We start from the raw sequence: 2976 nt of genomic DNA, 5'->3' as shown, positions 1-2976 counted from the left end.
ACATAGATCTCATGAAAATTTATTGATATATTTATAAATACAATGTTAAAATATAGTTATCATTTATTATTATTCCATTTCAGAAAGAAGGTCTGCGATTTATGGTACTTTATAATTTTGCTTCTGCCTTTACTATATGCGCCATTGCATTTGTTATTGGCGAATGGGTTTCCAATGCTACCAAAGCCTGGATTCCTTCTGTTTTCGTTACGGCCTGCATCATGCTGGTCGGCTACTGGACGTGCTTTCCCAGGGAAATCGTCACCAATGCGGGCATCATGCCTTTTGCCAATACGATTGGCCTGTTCTTGATTATCACTCACATTGGCACAATCATCAGCATTAAACAGCTCATTCAGCAATGGCGAACCATCGTTGTCTGTCTGGCTGGTCTGGCAGGCATGCTGATTGCTGGCTACTATATTGGCTCTCTGGTCATGGACCGGACACTGGTCATTGCCGGCTTGCCGCCACTGACTGGAGGTATCGTAGCCGCTACAATCATGAAAACAGCCGCATCCAATGCCGGTCTGACGACAGCCTCGGTCTTCGCCATTACCATGTACTGCGTCCAGGGATTTGCCGGCTATCCGCTTACAGCAATCTGTCTGCAGTTAGAAGGGAAAAAGCTGCTGAAAAAATATCATGCCGGAGAAGTAACACTGACGCCTGAACAAATTAAAGAAATGTCCGGTATCGGCCTCACAGCCATTGCTGATGACAGCCATATCAAAAAACTGCTGCCAAAACTTTCGGACAAAATCAATACGCCTGTCTTCATGCTTTGCAAACTGGCGTTCGTCGCCTGGCTCGCAATCTGCGCCGGCCAGGTAACACCTATCAATGGAGCCGTCTGGGCATTAATTTTCGGGATTATTGCCACCCATATTGGCTTCCTGGAAAGCAATGTGCTGAGCCGATCTACGTCGTACTGGATAATCATGTTCGGACTGATGATGTTCATTTTTGACGGCCTGAAAGACTGTACGCCGGAAATGCTGGCATCCATTATTATCCCCATGATTCTTCTCATCGTCATCGGCGTCATCGGCATGGGCATCATGGCTTTCGTCATTTCCAAAATTCTGAGAATGTCCTTCTACCTGGCTTTTGCCAATGGTCTGACTGCACTCTATGGCTTCCCCTGCGACGCTATCATTACGGAAATGACCTGCAATTCTCTGACTGATGACAAAGTAGAACGGGGCTACCTCATGTCCCATATGTTCCCATCCATGATCGTCGGCGGCTTCGTCACCGTAACCTTTACATCTGTACTAATTGCCGGCTATTTCGCTACCCTGTTTTAACAGACTATCGATACGGGAAATAACATGCCCTTCCTGGATGAAATGAACCCCTTTTATTAGACATAAAATGCTAGTGAAAGGGGTTCTATTATGCCATCAGAAAGGACATGTTATTTTACATATAACCTATCAGGACTTACTCTGGGGCTTACCAGTTTCAAAATTCCAGGGGTCTTTGCGAATAAATCCATCTGAGAAAGGAACGAAAACGGATACAATAGCCGACAAAGCTAACAGGTAAATGAACCAGGTGTACGGCAGAACCTCCAGAGGTGATACTCTGCCAGCAGCAAAGCTGGTAACAATGAGCATTTGCGCTCCATAAGGAACGAGACCCTGAAAGACAGATGAAAATGTGCTGAGCAAGGCCGCACTACGACGGGGATCGACCTTGAATCGATAACAAATGCGCTTAGCAATTTCCCCGTTAATAATGATCGCTACCGTATTATTAGCCAAAGCAATATCGGATAAAGAAACTAATGCAGAAATCCCCAGTTCGGCTGATTTCTTACCATGAATAAACTTCTGTACTACCTGAAGAAGCCAGGATATTCCACCAGCCTTATTGACCATTTCTGCTAATCCACCGGTCAGCAGCGACAAAAGGAAAATATCTGTCATGCCTAAAAAGCCTTTATACACTGCCTGAACGAAGGATAATATCTGTAGATCTCCATAAACGATACCAATGATTCCGGCCAGCAAAATACCGCCGACTAACACCAGGAACACGTTTAATCCCATAATAGCAGTTACGAGAACAGCGATATACGGCAGCACTTTAATCAGATTATAGTCATGTATACCAGTTTCCACAGTGACAGATGGCGAAAAGGCTACAAGCAATATAACCGTTATAATAGCAGGCACCAGAGTCAGCCAGAAATTCAGTTTAAACTTATCTTTCATTTCACAGCCCTGTGTCCGCGTCGAGGCAATTGTCGTATCGGAAATGATAGATAAATTATCTCCCAACATAATTCCGCCCAGAACACAGCCCATAATCAGAGGCAAAGGCATACCGGTCTTTTCGGCTAAGGCAATAGCAATCGGACCGACAGCTGCAGCACTACCAACAGATGTTCCCGTCGCCGTTGCAATAAATCCGGAAATAACAAAGATACCTGCTGCCAAATATTCTGGTGGTATATACGTCAATCCCAGATTAACCGTCGACTCAATTCCGCCCATAGCGCCACAGACAGCAGCAAATCCACCGGCCAGCAAGTAAATGATACACATAATTAGAATATTAGAATCACCACACCCCTTTACAAACGTTTCAAATTTACTGTCAAACGTTCCCTTCAGCAAAATAAACGCTGTAATAATGCCGATTACTGCTGCAAGGGGGGCCGGGAACTGATAAAAAGCCATGGACACACCCTGGGCCTGAAGCAAAATACCGCTACCCAAATATACGGCGACGAATACCAAAAAGGGAATCAAAGCCTTGCCGCTGACAGCCTGCTTAGCTTCACGAGCCATCTTCTTGCCAACCTGCATCTCCAACTTAATCTGTTCATTTTTCTTCATACTAACACCTCTTTTCCTATACAAGTCTGTAAGCAACCTTTACATCTTCCGTTAATCCGTCTATCCTTACGTCTACTTTACCACGGCGAAAAGAGGGCTGTACAATATAAAACAATAAAACTATTAC

General features: G+C 44.7%; 2 protein-coding genes. One reads left to right on the top strand and one right to left on the bottom strand.

Going from position 1 to position 2976, the window contains the following annotated elements; translation table 11 throughout:
- Window positions 1-101: 101 nt before the first annotated feature.
- On the top strand, window positions 102-1310 hold the full coding sequence (locus Q3886_RS09775; RefSeq protein ID WP_301861274.1) for a hypothetical protein: 1209 nt from the start codon (window positions 102-104) through the stop codon (window positions 1308-1310).
- A gap of 129 nt (window positions 1311-1439) precedes the next feature.
- On the opposite strand, the gene Q3886_RS09770 is transcribed toward Q3886_RS09775, so the two are convergent.
- Window positions 1440-2849, bottom strand: a complete 1410-nt coding sequence (locus Q3886_RS09770; RefSeq protein WP_301861273.1) for a Na+/H+ antiporter NhaC family protein — start codon at window positions 2847-2849, stop codon at window positions 1440-1442.
- Window positions 2850-2976 lie beyond the last annotated feature (127 nt).

The sequence above is a fragment of the uncultured Megasphaera sp. genome, from assembly GCF_958350005.1.
Classification (GTDB): Bacteria; Bacillota; Negativicutes; order Veillonellales; family Megasphaeraceae; genus Megasphaera.
Note: the sequence above shows the minus strand (reverse complement) of the source record. Positions and strands in the feature narration are given on the sequence as shown.